Raw genomic sequence first — 16,344 nt, forward strand, 5'->3', positions numbered from 1 at the left:
TTGTAAGAAGTAATATTTCATTTATGGCATACTGGGTTTCCACAGCACTTTTAATTTTAGCAATATATATTGGGATAAGCATCGCATTATATTACTTGCAAGATTATATGCTCTTTAAACCGGAAAAATTACCTGAAGATTTTCAGTTCGATTATGAAAATCAGGAAACAAAAGAGTACAACTTAGAAACTAGAGATGGAGCAGTTATCAACGGTTTACGTTTTTTTCCAAAAGGAGAAAGTAAAGGTGTAGTATTATATCTCAAAGGAAATTCTAAAAGCATTAAAGGTTGGGGAAAATTTGCTGTAGATTTCACAAGACATGGTTATAATGTACTGATGGTAGATTATCGTGGCTTTGGTAAAAGCACAGGAAAACGCTCTCAAAAAGCAATAAAGCGCGATTTACAATTGGTATATAACAAGATTAAAGAGCAAACTACCGAAGACCGAATTATTCTTTATGGTCGTTCATTGGGTTCTGGTTTTGCAACAAAATTGGCATCGATGAATAATCCTAAAATGCTAATTCTTGATGCTCCTTATTATAGTTTAACAAAAGTCACGGCGCGCTACGCTCCTTTTATGCCATTGTCTTTATTGCTTAAATATCCATTACCAACTTACAAATGGTTAAAATATGTACAATGTCCTGTTCACATTATTCATGGTACGAATGATAAGCTGATTCCTTATAAATCTAGTGTTAAACTATCTAAAATAAAACCAAAGCTCACAAAATTACACACAGTAATAGGAGGTGGACATAAGAATTTAAATAATTTTGAATCCTATCACAAAATGTTAGATGATATATTAAACAGCCAACCAAAAACTATCGATTTAGAAACCACAAGTATTAATGTCATTCACTCTTCAAAGAAAACTAAAAAGAAGGCTTAAAAAGTTCGTCATTGTAATTTTTGGCTTATATGTTATGATAGGATCTGCACTTTACTTTTTTCAAGAAAAAATCTTGTTCTTGCCTACAACTCTAGAGCAAAATTATCAATATCAGTTCAACTATAATTTTGAAGAATTATTTCTAAAAATTGATGATAATGCGACTATAAATGCACTACATTTTAAGATTGAAAATCCCAAAGGGGTTATATTATATTTACATGGCAATGCAGGCGATTTAAGTCGATGGGGAAATATTGCAGAATATTTTGTAGCCATGGATTATGATGTTTTAGTAATTGATTATAGAACTTATGGAAAAAGTACTGGAAAGTTAAGTGAACAAGCTCTATATGATGATGCACAATATTGTTATGATTATCTCCTAAAACATTATTCTGAAAATCAAATTACACTATATGGTAGATCTTTAGGAACAGGCATGGCTTCACAATTAGCATCAAAAAATTACCCTAAACAGCTTATTTTAGAAACACCATATTATAGTATTCTAGATGTGGCAGAACATCGATTTCCTATGTTTCCTGTAAAACCATTATTGAAGTATCAGTTTCCTACGTATCAATACTTACCTAAAACAAGTTGTCCGATAACAATTATTCATGGTACAGATGATAGCGTGGTGCCATATACCTCAGGTGAAAAACTTTCAAAATTAAATCTTGAAAACTTAAACTTTGTTACTGTTAATGGTGGAGATCATAATAATCTTATTGATTTTGAAAGTTATCATGAAGCCATTAAAGCTATACTCTTTTAAAAGCTTACTTTACGCATTCAAAAGTACCGTACACTCATTTTAGGTTCATTAACCTAAACTTTCATAATACTTTTAGTTGAATCAAAAAACAAAATATTATGAAAACAAAGACAAAAAAGTTAGTTGGGATTACTGGTGTTATAATGCTATTTATTGCAACAGCTTTATCTGTTAACAAAACTTCAAACGAGCAACCAATTGCTGAAGTGAGTAGAGAAAAGGGTTGCGTGTTTATGACCACTTTTGGGGAGCAACCTTCTGAAGGTTATGCCCAATTCAAATTAAAAGAAAATATTCAACCTGTTGTCAATGACGGATTAATTTGGCTGGCAAAAGCACAACTAGAAAATGGAGGTTATGGAGCAGGTAGTCATAGCAGACAAGGCGAAATGAACCCTCATGCAGTAAATGCAGATCCTGCAACAACATCTATGGTTGCCATGGCCATTTTAAGAAGTGGATCTACATTAAAAAAAGGTGAGTATAAAGATCAGCTTAATAAAGCATTAGAGTTTTTGCTCGAGCAAGTAGAAGGCCTTTCTAAAGATGATGAATTTATTACTCAAGAACGCGGAACACAAATACAATCTAAACTTGGAAATAATATTGATGCCGTTTTAACTGCTCAATTTTTTTCAAATATATTAAAGGATAAAATAGATAATAAGACGAAAAAGCGTGTTGAAAAATGTTTAGATATTTGCGTAGATAAAATTCAACGAGCAACTGGTGCAGATGGAAAAATGAAAGGTGCAGGATGGGCTGGTGTATTGCAATCTGGCTTGGCAACAAGTGCTTTAGAATCTGCAGGATCTGTTGGTGCTGAACTAGATGAAGTTGTGGTAACAAGTCAAAAGAATTATCTTAAAGGTAATTATGATGAAGAGTCAAAATCTGTTAAAACAACAGATGGGGCAGGTATAATTTTATACTCGGTAAGTAATTCTGCGAGAGGATCTGCTAAAGATGCCAGAAAAGCAAAAGAACTAATCGCTAAGGCTAAAAAAGAAGGAAAACTAAAAGAAGATGATACTGTCACTGTTGAAAATTTACAAGATATTGGTATTCCTGAAAGTGAAGCAATTGGATATGTATCATCTTATAATGTGTATAATGCATCCAAAAAACAGGCACAACGTAATGATGTAATGAGTGGATTTGGTAATAATGGAGGTGAGGAGTTTTTAAGTTTTTTACAAACAGGTGAATCTATGGTTGTTAATGACGATGACGATTGGAAAACATGGTACGATAATGTTTCTGGTCGTTTAATGAAAATACAGAATGAAGACGGGAGTTGGAATGGACACCACTGTATTACAAGTCCAGTGTTTTGTACAGCAACAAGCTTATTGATTTTATCAATAGAAAATGATATTGAGAATTTGAAACAGACAGGCGAGGATTAATAAAAATAAAACCGAAGCTCAAAAGCTTCGGTTTTTAATCAAACACTAGATCAATAGTAATTTATACCTTCAATAGGATTATTATCCTTCTTAACTGTCTTACCTATGCAGCCCAATAATAAAAAAGTATCCTCTTCGAGCGCATATGTTTCAAGAATATTTTTTGGGTTTAAATAAATAGTCTTTGTATAAACATTAGATTTTTTTTGAAAGTTTGTTTCTTTTAATTCAATTTTTAAAGACTCGAACTTCGGATGCAATATCTCAATAAAGTATCCTTTCTGTTGGCTTGTCTTAAATTCTATAATATGATTACTCTTTTTAATTTTTTCTTTAATTTCTTTTCCATTTCGTGTCAACTTTATTGTTATATCACTTAATGGTGAACGCGTGTTAGAGAAAACAGAAATTTTATAATTGTTTTGCTTTTTTAGTCTTAAAACATGTTTTGCTTTAATATTGATGATTTTTCCTGTCACAGGATTTCTTCCTACTCTAGCTCGTCTAGTTTTTAATTCATAATGTTCTAAATTCAAATTAGGTTGTAGATTTAGTTTCAGCGAATTAGGAGTTACTTTTTTTAATATACTTGTTTTAGCCTTTTTATCTGCATTTCGAGATAAATATGCTTTATGAGCATCATTTTTACCTGCTGTTTTAAAATTAATTGGACTTAAAAACATAGGGCTTAAAAATGTACTAAGCATAAAGTTTGTGTTAATAGGTCTAATATCCTGATGTTGTTTTTGAGTATACTTTACATTTCGTATAAACATTAATTTTTTAGGATAAGTTTCAATGGCTCCTTCGCTAATCCATAATGGGGATTCAAGGAAAGAATGATGTAGCCAATCTCTAAAAACATTTAGAAAACAACATTCAAACTCTATAGAAATAATGTCATTATCAAAATTCTTAGGAATTTTAAACTCATCAGTATTAGAGTCAATGAGATTTTTTATTTCATCCTTGGAAATTTTGTAATGTGTCCACTCAGAATTAGAAGAATAGAAGTTTTTTGGATTAAAGGCAGTAGCAACAATATCATATGTTGGCTTAGTAATTATTGTTGTGGTGTTTATGTCAATTTTATTTTTAATTTCTTCTTTTTCATCCCATAAATCCTGAATTCTTTTTTTGAGGAGTTCTTTTATTTTTGTCTCTACGTTGAGTTTCTTTTCGTCTTTTTTCCATGTTTCTGAGGCAGCTTTATAGACCAGAGAGTCATCGCCATATTTTTCTTTAATTTCTTTGAGAGCTATCCAATTTTTATAATACTCTGAGTAGCTCTCTTTAATGATCTGTTCAAAATAATCGGATTGAAAAAAATCTGAAGATATCTCATCATCTTGATCAGGTAATTTCATTTTTCTCTCGATTAAGTTTCCTAGTTTATTATATAGAATTTTATCCGATTCACCAGCAGAAGTATTCCATAATTTTCTTTCCTTATCAAATTCTAAAGAGTTTGCACTCATGGCGAAATCTCCTAGATCTTTATAAAATTTATGAGGGTCACTATTAATAATATCCTCCTCCAAGAAAGTGAGATCGTTTTTGCTATATGATGCTGGAATCATATCGAAGTAGATATCTTCAGTTATACCTAAATCACTTTTTGAAACTTCCCTTAGCTTGAAGAAGATGATATTATTAACGTTTTGGTTGATTATACCCATTTTTCTATTTCTGGATTTGGATTAGGTGATTCTTTTAGTAAGTGACATTTGAATCCAATAAGCTGCATTCCGTCTACTTTTATCTCATTACTTGTACGATTTCTTTCGCGATTACCGCTAGATTCACTATTGTTATAATTGAATTCAGACTTATGGAATATGCTTCTTGTTTTAACTGATACGTCAGTTTCACTTAGATTTTTCTCAAACTCACTATGATATTTTCCATAATTCAGTCTAAGGTCTCTTATAAATATGCATTGTGTGGTAACTGCTGGCATTCTTCCCTTGGCAGGAATGTTACCATCTGATAGCAAATCGTCTTTATAATTAACGTCATTAGAGTCAAACTTCCAGCTTGTGTTGGTTAAAAAGGTTTTATGAAACCATGGTCTATATATTTGTACGGCACAGATTTGAAATTTTAAATAGAATCCTTCAAAATCACTTTCACGTTTTGCGTTGGTTTTTGTATGACTCGCTTCCACACTAGCTCCTCCAAGAAATGTTCCACCACCAGCACTACCTCCAATAGTTTGAGACTTATTCTTATACTTACTTTTATAGTCACTAAACGTATATTCAAATTGTGTCCAACTGCTAGTTTTAGCAAAAGTTCCAGGGACTAATGATGTATATTGAAACGGTAATTTAGAGCCAGACATAGCAGATACTTGAGCGTTTTCAAAGTCTTGTTTGTACTTATCTATTAGGCTTACCATATGTCTTCCTTCAACGTGGCTTATAAAGTTGGTGATATGCTCGTATTGTTCCTTGTAACCATTGGATATCCAATCTCTCAATGCTGCATCTTTTTTAGATTGTAAGACTTTTGCATTTCCTGTACTCATAGCATGAATATTATTTTCGTTCGTTCCAACAATGGCCTCTGCGACTGAATCATTATATTCTTGGCATGCTGCGTCATAGGCATTCTTTTTCTGTTCATATAATAAGACCATTTTAGATGGTTTTTCTACTTCTTTTTCCAGGATATCGTCATATTCTTTAGTAACCATTTTGCTTTTGTATTTTTCAACTTTGGCTTTTGTTTTTTCATCCATTTCGTAATCAGCTACCATACAATGATTTAATACTTCGTGATAAACCGATGAAATCTTGCCTTCACTACTAAAGACGTTTATTGTGCTAGAGTTCATGCCATCAACATCTGGTATATAATCTAATAAAGCGGCAATGTTTTCTGCTTGGAGATACTTTCTGTTAGCATCAATAGCTATAAGATCTTCTTTAGACATTTCATTCTCTGATGATTCTGAGATATTAGAGGATTGATTGTCTTCATTTGACTCTCCATCACTATTTTCTTCATTGGTATTTTTTGTTTTTTCAACTGAAGTCATAGTATTATTTAAAGGACTAAATATTGGTTGACGAGCATAACCTTTAAAGCCTTCATTCATAAAATCGAAGTCACTTTTATGAAAGGGAATTGGCACAGATAACCATGCAAAATGATTATCTGGTGATTTTGTAACCACATCTGGGTCGCCTTCAACTAATTTGTCATAGATTTTGCCTAATACTCCGTTCATTAGGTCTCCTGGATTTATTTTTTCATTCATGATTTCTTGTTTTTAATTTTTTTGTTATTATTTGTTTTGTTGTCAGTTTTAGTTTGTAAACAAATGAATATTAGCTTTTAATAATTCCATTTGTGCAAAAACCATATTAGCCAAAGCCTTTTTGTAATCTTCGTTTTTATTTTCTTTTTTAAACTTTAACATTGTTTGTTGTAATAGTTGATTTGTAACTTCAAACGATTTGCATAAAGCATTAGTTACGCCTTCATCACCTTCTAATTGAAGAATGTCAACTACAGCTCTATCCGATAACGTTTTAAATTCTGTGATTTCACCAGGACTAAGTTTTGAATCACTGTATATTTCTGATATTTTTTTTAATGTACCTTTCATAATTATATATTTATTAGATTATTATTCAGTTAGAAATTAAAGGATCTTATAACATCCCATTTAGCATCACTCATAGGTGCTCTTCGGTTTCTAGTTCCATGCCAAACCCACCAAATTATACTTTGGTTTGTTAGATGTGGTGCGGTAATTTCTAATAGGGCACGAACGTGAGTAGCAGTTTTTCTCCCTCTAGTCATTGTGGCAGAGGCAACAACAATTTTGTTGTTAAAGCCCCTTGTGTCATCTTGCCATAATTCTACACCTCTCCTTATATAATTTCTATGCGTTTGTTTTACACTACCTGAACTGTCAAATATTTCGTTCAAAGGGGAATACAATTGAGGAATTCCAAAATCAGCTCTGCTCATTTCTGACCAAGGAAAACCTCTTACAGCTGTTCCGAAGCTAGATACAGCTACTGTCATATTTCTTTGATGAGCTTGTTCTAAAGCATAGTCCATAAGAATCCTCATATTTCTTGTATTATCACCACGATTCCATCCTGTAGCTCTTACTCCTCGAATAGGTCCTTCAATATCAAGTATAATACCATCACCATTAACCCATTCAACTTTTCTAATCATCCTATCAATGAAGAGCCTATATTGTCTTGCGTTACTATTAGCAGTTGGCCAACCCCAAACATAAACTTTTGCATTATCTACATTGTTTTTAAATGTTTCTATATAATCTTGGGTAATGCGTTGACTTTCATTTTGATCTCCTTGAGTAATGCCTCGTACATCTTGTGTAGCACCTTTAAAGGCTATCCAAGTAATTCCGTTTTGTTGTGCTCTATTAGCAAAGCCTTCAGCAGTAGGTTCAGCACCTCTAAGGTTTTCTACGAACATACCTTTACCCATTGGGATAATGTTATTTTCTCTGTAGTTGGAGTCTGTATTATTATTTGACGTTTCGTTCTCAGAAGTATCTACATCATTGTATTCGTAATTACTACCATCTCCATAAATGTCATCAGTACTATTAGATTCTTCCGAACCTCCATTTCTTTGTTTTGATATTACTTCAGAATTATTGTCGTCTTCTCTTTCATGACTATTGTTTTCGGAATAATTTGAATTATTATTCACAGAATCTTTTCCATTACTGTAATTACTGTCATAATCATCATATGGTGGGTCATTTATAGGTTCTTCGTTTCTATATTGATTATGCTCTTTTGAATTATTATTACTTCCAGAATCATATCCATTATCATTGTAATTAGAACTATTAGTGTCTTCTTTTGATGGATAATGACTTGAATTGTTGTAAGACTCAGAATCATATTCGTTAGAACCGTTATTATCACTAGAACTATGCTCATAAGAATGATTAGGTTTAGTGAAGTTTCTACCTGTAGGATTTTTTGAACCAGAACTTCTTCGGTTATTAGATCTTGTATTCTTAGAATTGTTATTATTACTATTCTTTGAGCGTGTTGTGTTATTTCTATTTTTTGCTGCCATAATTTTGTTTTTTTAATATTATACTATTTGTCTTGTGATTTTACTTCTTGGATATATGCCTTGGTTTTACTGTCTAGAATACCTGTAATTTCAAGGTTTTCAGAAGTAGCTTGTAGATCTTTTATACATTGTTCTGTTTTTGGACCAAAGATGCCATCAGACGTGCCGCAATTAAAACCAAGTTGCTTTAAGATGTCTTGTAGTTTAACTACCTCTGTACCTCTGTCTCCTCTTTTGAGGTTTTTTCTTGAAAATGTAATTTCATTAACAAAGCGCAATCTTCTATAGCCTAAAACTTGTTCTATAGGTTTAGCAGTAATGGAAACCATATCACGTTGATTGCCGCCTAAACAATAAACGCGAGATTTATCTTCGGAGAATCCTTGAAAGAAGCCTACGTGACCTTTACGAGAATTACGACTTTCTCTCCAAAAGACAACAATATCTCCTGGTTCGGGATCGCTTACCGGAACACCAACATTTAGCCATGATCTAGCCCATAATGAGTTTGTACGTTCTAGACCTGCTTTATAAGCAACCCAGTTAGTGAATAGACTACACCAAGCAGTTTCGTCTGAACGGTAATTGTTAAACCCAGATTCTTCAGCGTATCTAATTATTTGAGGATTAGATCTAGAACCTCGCACTTCTTTAACACCAATTTCGGCTGATGCTATCTGCATTAAATTTCCCATAATTTTATATTTTAATGATTAATTACACTCTTTTATAGAAAGCTTTTCAAAAGGTTAACATTTATGAAAAAGAAATATTAAATTTGAGTGAATGCGTTAACCATTAAACCTATCAAAACATTAATGCATAAGGAAGACTATATTACACTTAAAGATTTAAAAAAGGGTTCAGATGATATACTGCGATTGGTCTATGAGGATAATAGACCAAAGTTTTTAAATTTTGCTAAGCGTTATAATTTACCAGAAGAGGATTTAGTAGATATTTATCAAGAAGCATATATTGCTTTTTATGATAATGTAATGAATGGTCGAATAAAAGAATTTACCAGCACTATCTCAACATATATTACAAGTATTGGTAAGTATATGATTTTTGATAAATTGAAATATAATAAAAGAATAGTGCATCCAGATTTTGATATTTCTGTTTTAAATAATAAAGACGATTTGATTGATACGCTAGATATAGATAATGAGAACCTTACAACTGAGCAACAATTGTTATATAAGCATTTCTCTACATTGGGAAAAAAATGCAAAGAACTATTGGACTTGTTTTATTATCGAGGATTTACCATTAAAGATATTTTGATGCATACAGAATACAATTCAGAAAATGTAATTAAAAGCACTAAGTCTAGATGCATGAAAATCCTTAAAGAGCGTATCCTTAATACTAACTAATAGCGTGAATAAAAGCGAATTACTATACCACTATTTCTCTAATTCTTTAACTAAAGATCAAGAATTACTTTTTGATAAATTATTAAAAGAAGACGAAGAATTTAAGAAGCAATTTGAGTTTGAGAGTAATTTAAAACGAGTGGTTAAAGAAAAACGTCATAAAGAGTTGAAGTCTAAATTAAACCAGTTTGAGACCAAAGCGAAAATTGAAAAAACAGACAAAAAACCTTCTTTTTCTTATCTGAAAATTGCTGCTTCAATTATTATTTTAATTACAGCAGGTTGGTTTGGGTATCAGAATTTTTTTAGTATAAATTATGAAAACCTTTATTCAGAAAATTATAATTCCTATCCTAATACTGTGTATTCTATAACAAGAAGTGATAGTACTAATTCACCAGAGCGAGAAGCTTTTGTAGCTTATGAAGCAGCTAATTATCAATTAGCTATAGAAAAGTTTGACAAAGCTAAATCAAAAGATTATTTCAATTTTTATAAAGCACAATCTTATTTAAATATAAAACAATATGAAAAAGCCAAGCACTTATTGGAGACTGTAATTAAAACCGACGAAGAGTTTGTTGCAGAATCTCATTGGTACATAGCTCTTATATACATCAAAGAGGAGAATAAAACTAAAGCTATAGAGTATTTAAATCAATTGGTTGAAAAGTATAAGTACAAAACAGAAGAAGCCAAATTATTAATTAAGGCGTTAGACTAGTAAACTAAATTCTATTTTTCTTTCGTTTAAAAAATACACTTAATATAAAAACGAGTAGTATTCCAAGTCCAAAATAAATCCAATTCTTATTATTGATGACCAAAGCTTCAGTATTTCCTGAAATAATAAATCCAGACCAATAAAACGGATGCGCTAGAGCATTATCTTTATTTGTGGATATAAAGTCTAGTTTTGCAAATTGTAAGGCTTGGTCTTTAGTTTTACCTTGAGAAAGATTTTTATAGAAATTATCCATTAGTTGTGATGATGAAGCATCATTGACTTTCCAGAGTGTGCTTGCAATACTTGTTGTACCACTAAAGTAAAACCCATGAGCCAAACTCATCATACCTTCACCGCGTTTTAGTTTGCCAATACCACTTTCACATGCACTTAGGGTAACCATACTGGCATTTAATTTAAGGTTATACAAATCGTTAGTATATAAGAGGTTTTCACTTCCGGGATTTGGTGTAAATGCTAAATAGGAATATTCTGGACTTTCATCATTAAAAATGGCATGAGTTGCCAAATGAATGATACCGTAGTTCTTATTATTGCTATTAAAATTACTTAGAGAAGCATTTTCATTCATGAATAACTTGCCTTTAAAATGAGATAAAATATATTCAACCTCTTTTACATTGTTTGGGAGTGCCAAAAGTGCAGAAGAACTTGAATTGTTAAAACTAGGCGCAAAAGCCAAGATTTTAGTATTACTCTTAGAACTAAGTTTTAGTTGTTTTAATAATGTAGCAGAATTAGTATAGCTTATGGAATAATCTTCAATTAAATATTTTGAATTGTTACCAAACAAACTTTCAAAGGGTAGATAGTTTAATAAACCATCTGGTATTATTGTAAGTTGCTGATTTAAGGTGCCTAATAAGTTCTTAGGTATCAGTTTTTGGTAAAGTTTGTTTGATTTTTTTTGTAACAGTTCAATATCAGATTTAGGGTTGGATACAATAGCGTAATAATCTTTTAATAGATTTTCAAAATCATCACTTAACTCTAGTTTTTCGAAATGTTTTGAATTTTTTGAAACCGAAAAGGTGAAGATGGCATCATTTCCATAAAAATAAGAGAGCACTAAGGTGTTGTTATCTATTTGATTTTGTAATTCTGATAGTGTCGTGACTTTAGTATTGTATTTTACATCGTAATATTGCGTATAATCAGATTCAATAGTATTAACTAATTGCCTATACTGTTGTTTTAAATCAAATAGTTGGTCTTGTAATTCTGATGTAGATTTTTTATTAATTGCTTTTTCGATATAGTTGATTTTAGCTTTTAATAAGCTTTCGTTGTCGATAAATTCCTTTGGAATATTGGCAAATGAATTCGCTTGAGTACTAAGAAGAGATTCTAATAACAAGGTGCTTTTACTTTTCTCAGAATAGAAAAAAGCCTTGTCAATAAATTTTGAATCTGATGTCTCTAAAAATAAATTGTAAGCTGCTTCAATACTATTTTCAAATAGAGGAAATGCATCTTCAATTAAAAATAATTTATCAGCATTATTCTTAAAAGAGGGTTTTATACTATCTAAAATTGAAATGGCTTTGTCCGAGGCTTCTATTGTTAGTCTATATTTTTTTAAGTCGTTTAAGGATTTTACTTTATACTTTATTGTTTTAAATTGTATTGTTTTGTTGATGACAGAACTAATAGTATCTTTTGAAATATATAATAAAGCAGTTTCAAAATTATCTATAGCCTTCAATGGAATATTTTGTCTTTGATAAAGTTTTCCAATTAAATTATAAGATTCTGAAACAACTTGTTGGTTTTTTCCTCCCCATTTATCTAGTGACAGGTCTCTATTTTTTTTGAGTAAGTTTAGTGCTCCTTCAGAATCATTATTTGCTTCATTAAACCTAGATGCTATTTGACAATAAAGGTGGAAAAAATGATTCTCCTTAGGAATTTTAGCTCTTAATTTATGTAAATAATATTTTGCACTATCTAACTGATTTAGCTTTGTATAGTTTTCAATAATATTTGCTGTAGTGGTTATTATACTGTTTTCACTTTTTATTTCTTCGTGATAAGGAAGGGTTTTTAAAAAAAAGTAGTTAGATTTCTTGTAGTTTTTCTCTTCTTGTAATAGGTCTGCATATAAGTTATAAATAGAAAAAAGTAAATCCTTATCACTAGCATAGCGAAGGGTCATAAACCTAATGGTTTTCTCATAGACAGACTTAGAAGTACTGTATCGTCCTTCATCTGCATAGATTTTTGCTATAGAACTGTAAGCAGCAACAACTTCATATTTATTATCAAGACTTAATAAAGAGTCTGGCTTATTTTCTGTTCTAGAAATAATCTTTTGAAAATTGATTAGTGCATAACCATGATTAGCTATTTTATAGTTGTAAAACCCTTTTTGATAATTTATATAATTTTTAAAATAAAGACTATCATTTGATTGGTTTATAAATCGTTTTTGGCTAATAGCCAAAGAGTCTATAAGATTTAAATTAGTTTTTATGGATTCAAAATTGTTTGAGTTTAGAGCTAAATCATTTAATGCAAAATACGCATCAAAAACTTCTGACCAATCTTCATTTATTGTTGAAATTTGTGCAATTTTTTTATAAAGATTATAGCTCAAGTCTGGCTTGGAATAAAAAAAGAGATCAGCTTTCTCCTTATAAATACTTAATTGACTTTTATAATCTTGAGTTTGTGCTAATAATATTGGCCATATATATAAAAGTTTAAAGATGATACATAGCCATGTTTTCATGAATTGTTTTTATAACTAGTTTAAGGTTAATAAATACTTTATTTAAGCTTCCTTTTGTATCTAGTAAAAATCTATTCTAGATTGCCTAAAGATTTGGTGTTAATTTCTAAATAGCTAATTCCATCTATTTTTATAAGTTCAAAATCATCTTTAAACTCATCTGAAATATTGAGTGATTTTAGTATTTCTAACTTGGTTTTATCCTTAAAATCAGGCCCAATTTTTATGAATCTTAATTTTGGACAACATACAATTCTAGGCCTTTTTGGACAAAATATGCAAGGTCTTCTTTTTACATTAGGACCGATAATAGACTTTAAGTCACCTATTTTTATCTTCAACCCTTTTTGTTTATGACTAAGTTTTTCTAATTCTGTAAACTTATTTTTATAAAGAGTAGAATCGTTAACTGATTTAAGTTTAATTTTTGCTTCAGATATCAAGTTTTCATTATCTGTTTTTTCAGACAATAATTCATAGTATAACAATTCATTGAAAGTGATTGTGTCTTCTTCAGTTGGTTTATTTTTACATGACGTAATTGCTAAACACGTAATAAACAATAATAGTATAAATCTCATAATTAATAATTTTTAAGGTTGATACATCCATTAATGATTGAAGCTTTTATAAAGTTAACATTTTTTGTAGGAGTTACTATAGATCTGTCAATTATTTATTAAACTAATAAACAGGTACTTATAAATAAAAAAGGCTTCAAGTTTACTTGAAGCCTTTATACCCTAATGTGCTATTGTATATCACATTAGTTCTTAGGATCTAAAATATTATTGATACGTTCAATAGCGTCTGCTATATGAATTCTACTCATAGAATCGCCACCACGTGCATTTCTTAACTGAGAACGTAATGTTTTTAATTCAGCTCTTACAACGGCTCTGATATCAGATTGACTGGTATTTACAGCAGTCATTTTTACGTAAGGACTAAAAGTTCTTCCACTTTGATTTTTAGCTGTCATTAAATAGGCTAATCTATCAATATGTGCACGTTGTAAATTACGTCTATAGGTGTCAATTTTCTTTCCGTTACGCAATTCACTCCAAACACCTTGGCGTAAATCTCTCATCATTTCTGGCAAAGAATAAGCTGTATTATCATAAGTGTGAGCTTCAGTTAAGCGTTGCATTTTACCTAAGCTTAGAATAGTATTAATTCGTCTGGCTTGTAGCGCACGTATACGCTCTACAGAACCTGTAAATTCAATACGATCAAAAATTTCTTTATTGACTAACCATTCTGGTGTTGTAAATAAATTATCTTGAATCCATTTCATTGCCTTTTTTTGATGATCTTTAGGTACAGCTGTGTAAACAGCACCTTCTTGGCCTGCCGCTTTGTAGTGTTCATAAACTCCACCAATATTATTAGCAACATGTCCTGTATAACGATTAAACTGAGATAAGACATGGCCATACATTTCTTGTAGATCATCATAATCTTCACCAGCTTCTGTTGTCCATTCGATTAAGTTTGGTACAATACGTTTTAAATTTTTAATTCCATAATCACTAGCTAACATTGCGTCGTCACCTAAGTCCTCAGTTTGAGAGCTTGGATCTACTACATCACCTGCTTGTTGGTGACCAAAACGGTACATTGGATCACCAGCATGTTCTGTAATCCATTGGTTAAGAATCGGTTTTTCTTCTTCAGCTGTTTTATCTAAGATAGGTCTGTAACCCCAAGCAATAGCATATTTATCATACACACCAATATCTGGCATTAAAGCTACTCCTTCATCTCCAGGTTGTGCAACGTAGTTAAAACGTGCATAATCCATAATTGAAGGTGCAGTTCCATATTTTTGTGTAAATGCAGCATCGCGTAATTTTTCTACGGGATAAGCAACACTACTTCCCATATTATGAGGTAAACCTAAAGTATGTCCAACTTCGTGAGCAGATACAAAACGAATTAAACGTCCCATAACTTCATCCTTAAACTGTGGACTCTGCGCATCTGGATTTATCGCTGCTGTTTGTACAAAGAACCAACCACGTAATAAAGACATAACGTTATGATACCAATTGATATCACTTTCTAAAATTTCACCTGTTCTTGGATCACTTACATGAGGACCATTTGCATTAGGAATAGGTGATGCTAAATAACGTACTACAGAATAACGCACATCCTCTGGACTCCATTCTGGATCTTCTTCAGCCGTTGGTGGATCTTTAGCTATAATGGCATCTTTAAAACCAGCAGCTTCAAAAGCCACTTGCCAATCTTCAATACCTTGCTTAATATATTTTCTCCATTTTACAGGTGTAGCTCTATCAATGTAATAAACGATTTGTTTTTTAGGAACTACTAACTCACCACGTTTAAATTTCTCTATGTCTTCATCCTTAACTTCTAATCTCCAGCGATCTAAAAATGTTAAGCGTTTACTCTTTTGATCTTCTTGGCCGTAATCTGTCTGACTTCTTGCAAACCATCCTACACGCTCATCAAAATAACGACGTTTCATTGGATTGTCTGGCAGTAAAATCATTGAGTTGTTAATTTCAATTGAAATACTACCTGTACTAGAGTTTGAAGGTGGACGTCCTGCAGCATATGTTTTTACATGACGTGCTTCAATATTTCTTGGATAACTTTTAATGTTTTCAATAAATGATTTATCACTTTCTAAACGCGTTACTCTGTATGGCGTTCTTCTAAATTGAGGTAATCCTAAAGACTTTACATCTTTTTCAAATAATGGAGAAGCATCAATTACTGTACTGGTAGAATCCTTGCTATATGCTTTGATTGGAAAAGTGTATAAAACAGGTTCAAAATTAGAATTTACAACAGCCTCTTTTACAGGAAGAGAATCAGCAGCTACTACATTGTATGACACAACACGTAAGACTACTTTTTTTCCTTTTTTCTCCCAACGTAAAACTTGTGTATTTTGTTTTCCTCCGCCAAAACCTAAATTACTTGCGGTTTTAGAGATGCGCGTTACCATTAACATTTCTCTGTTAAAAAGTGAATCTGGTATTTCGTAATAAAACTTATCATCTAAAGTGTGAACTGTAAATAAACCTGCATCACTTTTAGCATCTTTAGTAATAACTTTGTTGTAAGGTTTTGGGTCATTTTTACCAGGTTTTTTTACTGGAGGTTTTGCCATTGTTGTGGCATCTTTTTTTGATTTACTGGCTTTTTTTGCTGTTGAACATGAAAAAGCCAAAAAAGCTGAAACTACAAGTAGTAGCTTGATCGATAAATGTTTCAAAATAGTCGGTTTTTATTAAATTTTGATGAAAATACGGATTCCATTAAGAATCT

The 16,344-nt window shown here is 31.3% G+C and carries 13 protein-coding genes; 5 read left to right on the plus strand and 8 right to left on the minus strand.

Features of this window, described 5'->3' with window-relative positions:
• The first annotated feature begins 23 nt into the window (after positions 1–23).
• The 3 genes from Q0822_RS15260 to Q0822_RS15270 all read left to right on the plus strand — a co-directional run bounded on the left by Q0822_RS15260 (position 24) and on the right by Q0822_RS15270 (position 3,092).
• Complete coding sequence (locus tag Q0822_RS15260) at positions 24–902, plus strand: alpha/beta fold hydrolase (protein WP_299125225.1); 879 nt, start codon at positions 24–26, stop codon at positions 900–902.
• Positions 903–936: 34 nt separating this feature from the next.
• A complete protein-coding gene (locus Q0822_RS15265; protein ID WP_299125227.1) occupies positions 937–1,683 on the plus strand; it encodes an alpha/beta hydrolase in 747 nt (248 codons plus the stop codon).
• A 98-nt stretch (positions 1,684–1,781) separates the two neighbouring features.
• The gene (locus Q0822_RS15270) at positions 1,782–3,092 is read left to right on the plus strand and encodes a hypothetical protein (RefSeq protein ID WP_299125228.1); all 1,311 of its coding nucleotides are present in this window, start codon (positions 1,782–1,784) and stop codon (positions 3,090–3,092) included.
• 50 nt (positions 3,093–3,142) lie between these two features.
• Here Q0822_RS15270 and Q0822_RS15275 read toward each other — a convergent pair whose 3' ends face one another.
• The 5 genes from Q0822_RS15275 to Q0822_RS15295 are packed head-to-tail and all read right to left on the minus strand — an operon-like array spanning position 3,143 to position 8,872.
• Positions 3,143–4,771 (minus strand): HU family DNA-binding protein, encoded by a 1,629-nt coding sequence (locus tag Q0822_RS15275; protein ID WP_299125231.1) that lies wholly within the window; start codon positions 4,769–4,771, stop codon positions 3,143–3,145.
• On the minus strand, positions 4,762–6,357 hold the full coding sequence (locus tag Q0822_RS15280; protein ID WP_299125233.1) for a hypothetical protein: 1,596 nt from the start codon (positions 6,355–6,357) through the stop codon (positions 4,762–4,764). Before Q0822_RS15280 ends, Q0822_RS15275 begins: the two co-directional genes overlap by 10 nt.
• A gap of 48 nt (positions 6,358–6,405) precedes the next feature.
• Positions 6,406–6,708 (minus strand): hypothetical protein, encoded by a 303-nt coding sequence (locus Q0822_RS15285; protein ID WP_299125235.1) that lies wholly within the window; start codon positions 6,706–6,708, stop codon positions 6,406–6,408.
• A 29-nt stretch (positions 6,709–6,737) separates the two neighbouring features.
• The gene (locus tag Q0822_RS15290; RefSeq protein WP_299125238.1) at positions 6,738–8,177 is read right to left on the minus strand and encodes a hypothetical protein; all 1,440 of its coding nucleotides are present in this window, start codon (positions 8,175–8,177) and stop codon (positions 6,738–6,740) included.
• Between the two features lie 23 nt (positions 8,178–8,200).
• Positions 8,201–8,872, minus strand: coding sequence for a TIGR02594 family protein (locus Q0822_RS15295; RefSeq protein WP_299125241.1), 672 nt, complete (start codon positions 8,870–8,872; stop codon positions 8,201–8,203).
• Positions 8,873–8,995: 123 nt separating this feature from the next.
• Here Q0822_RS15295 and Q0822_RS15300 point away from each other — a divergent pair, with 123 nt between their 5' ends.
• Both Q0822_RS15300 and Q0822_RS15305 read left to right on the plus strand, forming a co-directional pair.
• The gene (locus tag Q0822_RS15300; protein ID WP_299125242.1) at positions 8,996–9,559 is read left to right on the plus strand and encodes a sigma-70 family RNA polymerase sigma factor; all 564 of its coding nucleotides are present in this window, start codon (positions 8,996–8,998) and stop codon (positions 9,557–9,559) included.
• Between the two features lie 4 nt (positions 9,560–9,563).
• Positions 9,564–10,283, plus strand: coding sequence for a tetratricopeptide repeat protein (locus Q0822_RS15305; RefSeq protein WP_299125245.1), 720 nt, complete (start codon positions 9,564–9,566; stop codon positions 10,281–10,283).
• Positions 10,284–10,287: 4 nt separating this feature from the next.
• Here Q0822_RS15305 and Q0822_RS15310 read toward each other — a convergent pair whose 3' ends face one another.
• From Q0822_RS15310 to Q0822_RS15320, 3 genes are all read right to left on the minus strand, one after another.
• Positions 10,288–13,038, minus strand: coding sequence for a CHAT domain-containing protein (locus Q0822_RS15310; protein ID WP_299125247.1), 2,751 nt, complete (start codon positions 13,036–13,038; stop codon positions 10,288–10,290).
• 71 nt (positions 13,039–13,109) lie between these two features.
• Positions 13,110–13,619 carry a hypothetical protein gene (locus Q0822_RS15315; RefSeq protein ID WP_299125249.1) on the minus strand — a complete coding sequence of 170 codons (510 nt, stop codon included), beginning with the start codon at positions 13,617–13,619 and terminating at the stop codon, positions 13,110–13,112.
• Between the two features lie 185 nt (positions 13,620–13,804).
• Positions 13,805–16,294, minus strand: a complete 2,490-nt coding sequence (locus tag Q0822_RS15320; RefSeq protein WP_299125310.1) for a zinc-dependent metalloprotease — start codon at positions 16,292–16,294, stop codon at positions 13,805–13,807.
• Positions 16,295–16,344: the final 50 nt, after the last annotated feature.

Origin of the sequence: uncultured Winogradskyella sp. (assembly GCF_947496485.1) — a bacterium.
GTDB lineage: Bacteria > Bacteroidota > Bacteroidia > Flavobacteriales > Flavobacteriaceae > Winogradskyella.

What these genes read in the sequence shown, in the direction of transcription:
- Q0822_RS15300 (WP_299125242.1), top strand. Translation starts at nt 8,996, where the DNA reads ATGCATAAGGAAGACTATATTACACTTAAAGATTTAAAAAAGGGTTCA.
- Q0822_RS15280 (WP_299125233.1), bottom strand. Translation starts at nt 6,357, where the DNA reads ATGAATGAAAAAATAAATCCAGGAGACCTAATGAACGGAGTATTAGGC.
- Q0822_RS15315 (WP_299125249.1), bottom strand. Translation starts at nt 13,619, where the DNA reads ATGAGATTTATACTATTATTGTTTATTACGTGTTTAGCAATTACGTCA.
- Q0822_RS15275 (WP_299125231.1), bottom strand. Translation starts at nt 4,771, where the DNA reads ATGGGTATAATCAACCAAAACGTTAATAATATCATCTTCTTCAAGCTA.
- Q0822_RS15265 (WP_299125227.1), top strand. Translation starts at nt 937, where the DNA reads ATGATAGGATCTGCACTTTACTTTTTTCAAGAAAAAATCTTGTTCTTG.
- Q0822_RS15260 (WP_299125225.1), top strand. Translation starts at nt 24, where the DNA reads ATGGCATACTGGGTTTCCACAGCACTTTTAATTTTAGCAATATATATT.
- Q0822_RS15270 (WP_299125228.1), top strand. Translation starts at nt 1,782, where the DNA reads ATGAAAACAAAGACAAAAAAGTTAGTTGGGATTACTGGTGTTATAATG.
- Q0822_RS15310 (WP_299125247.1), bottom strand. Translation starts at nt 13,038, where the DNA reads ATGAAAACATGGCTATGTATCATCTTTAAACTTTTATATATATGGCCA.
- Q0822_RS15285 (WP_299125235.1), bottom strand. Translation starts at nt 6,708, where the DNA reads ATGAAAGGTACATTAAAAAAAATATCAGAAATATACAGTGATTCAAAA.
- Q0822_RS15290 (WP_299125238.1), bottom strand. Translation starts at nt 8,177, where the DNA reads ATGGCAGCAAAAAATAGAAATAACACAACACGCTCAAAGAATAGTAAT.
- Q0822_RS15295 (WP_299125241.1), bottom strand. Translation starts at nt 8,872, where the DNA reads ATGGGAAATTTAATGCAGATAGCATCAGCCGAAATTGGTGTTAAAGAA.